The 2,564-nt window shown below is 73.9% G+C and carries 1 protein-coding gene; it reads left to right on the top strand.

What is annotated here, in order from left to right; genetic code table 11:
• Window positions 1–2,564, top strand: a 2,564-nt coding sequence (locus AB0C22_RS31200; protein ID WP_357538588.1) for an SDR family NAD(P)-dependent oxidoreductase, incomplete at both ends; no start/stop codon positions are given.

Genomic DNA, 2,564 nt, shown 5'->3' with positions numbered 1-2,564 from the left:
ACCACCCCCACCCCCACCGGCCACCAAACCCTCACCATCCACACCCGCACCACCACCACCTGGACCACCCACGCCACCGCCACACTCAGCCCCGAACCGGCACCCGACTCCACGCCCGCGGCGCCCGGCGTCTGGCCGCCGCCGGGGGCGCAGCCCGTCGACCTCTCCGGCCTGTACGCGCGACTGACCGACCACGGCTACGCCTACGGCCCGACCTTCCGTAACCTGCGGGCGCTCTGGCGGCACGGCGACGAGCTGTACGCGGAGGTCAGCCTCCCCGACGGGACCGAGATCGACGGGCACGTCGTACACCCGGCGTTGCTGGACGCGGCGCTGCACGCGCTGATCGCGACGCCGGCCGACCTCGACGGTCCGCTGCGGGTGCCGTTCTCCTGGGGTGGGGTGCGCGCGACCGGCCGCAGCACCGCCGCCCTGCGGGTGCGGTTGACCCGGCTCTCCGAGCACGCGGTACGGCTGGTCGCCACCGACCTCGACGACGCCGAGGTGATCACCGTGGAGGAGCTGACCACGAGGCCGCTCGCGGTAGACCAGTTGGCCGCCCCGTCGGCCCCGGTCACGCCGCTGCGGGTCGAGTGGGTGCCGCAGGAGGCCGATCCGGCCGCCGGGTCGACCGCCGTGCACGTGGTCGGCGTGGACCCGCTGAAGTTGGCCGACGCGCTCCGCTCAGCCGGCCGCGACGTCGCCGTCCACGCCGACCTGGACGCTCTCGCGGCGGCGATCGACGCCGGCACGGCGGTCGCCGCCGACACCCTGGTGACCTGCGTGACCGACGGTGGCCCGGGGCCGGCGATCGACCGGGCCGCCGCGCGCCCTTGCGACGAGGTCGTCGCCCTCGCCCACGAGGTCGCCGAACGGGCGCTGGGGTTGGCGCAGCGGTGGATCGGCGAACCCGCCTTCGGTGACCACCGGCTGGTGACGGTCACCCGGGGGGCGGTCGCCACCCGGACCGGGCCGGAGATCCAGGATCTGCCGGCGTCCACGGTGTGGGGGTTGATCCGGTCGGCGCGCGCCGAGTTCCCCGACCGGTTCGCGCTGCTGGACCTGCCGGGTCCGGCCGATGCGACGTTGTCGTCGGCGTTGGCCGGGCCGGAGCCGGAGGCGGCGGTGCGGGACGACACCACACTGGTCCCCCGGCTGGTCCCGGTCGCCGACTCCGCGGCCGTGCTACGGCCCCCGACCGGCGGCGGGAACTGGCGGCTGGACGTGACGAGCCGCGGCACGTTGGCGAACCTGGCGCTGGTGCCGTCGCCTGCGGGGGACCGCCCGTTGGCCGCCGGCGAGGTACGGGTCTCGATGCGCGCGGCGGGTCTGAACTTCCGGGACGTCATGATCGCGTTGGGGCTCTACCCGGGCGACGACGCGCAGATCGGTGGCGAGGGCGCCGGCGTCGTGGTCGAGGTCGGCTCCGAGGTCACCGGGCTGGCGGTCGGGGACCGGGTGATGGGGTTGTTCCCCGAGGGCTGTGCCGGCCCGGTGGCGGTCTCCGACCACCGTCATCTGGTGCGGACCCCGGCCCGGCTCAGCGACGTCGAGGCGGCGGTCCTGCCGATCGTCTACCTGACCGCCATGTACGGCCTGACCGACCTGGCCGACCTGCGGGCCGGTCAGCGGCTCCTCCTGCACACCGCCACCGGCGGGGTCGGGATGGCCGCCCTGCACTACGCCCGGCACCTCGGGGCCACCGTGCACACCACCGCGAGCGCGCCCAAGCAGGCCACCCTGGCGGCCCTCGGGGTCCCCGCCACCCACATCCACGACTCCCGGACGACGGCGTACGGCGAGCGCATCCGCGAGACCGATCCCGCCGGTGTCGACGTCGTGCTGAACACCCTGACCCACGCGCACGTCGACACCAGCCTCGCGCTGCTGGCCGAGGGGGGCACCTTCCTCGAGATCGGCAAGACCGACATCCGCGACCCGCACACCGTCACCACCACCCACCCCCACCTCACCTACCAGCCCTACGACCTCCTCGACGCCGGACCCACCCGCATCCACCAACTCCTCACCACCCTCACCCACCTGCTCACCACCGACGCCCTGCCCGCCCTGCCCGTCACGGGCTGGCACGTGACCAACGCCCCCGACGCCCTGCGGCACCTCAGTCAGGCCAGGCACACCGGCAAGATCGCGCTGGTCGTCCCCGCACCGCAGCCCGCGCGGGGCACCATCCTCATCACCGGCGCCACCGGCGCCCTCGCCACCCACACCGCACGACACCTCGCCACCACCCACCCCCACCACCACCTCCTCCTCACCACCCGAGGCAACCCCGACACCCTCACCCCCCTCACCACCGAACTCCACACCCACGGCACCACCACCCACACCGCCCAAATCGACCTCACCCAACCCCACCAACTCCACCAACTCCTCACCACCATCCCCACCACCCACCCCCTCACCACCGTCATCCACACCGCCGGCACCCTCCACGACACCCCCCTCACCACCCAAACCCCCCACACCCTCCACACCACCCTCACCGCCAAAATCGACACCACCCACACCCTCCACACCGCACTCCAACACCACCCCGACGT

The sequence above is a fragment of the Micromonospora sp. NPDC048894 genome (assembly GCF_040649765.1).
GTDB lineage: Bacteria > Actinomycetota > Actinomycetes > Mycobacteriales > Micromonosporaceae > Micromonospora > Micromonospora antibiotica.
Note: the sequence above shows the minus strand (reverse complement) of the source record. Positions and strands in the feature narration are given on the sequence as shown.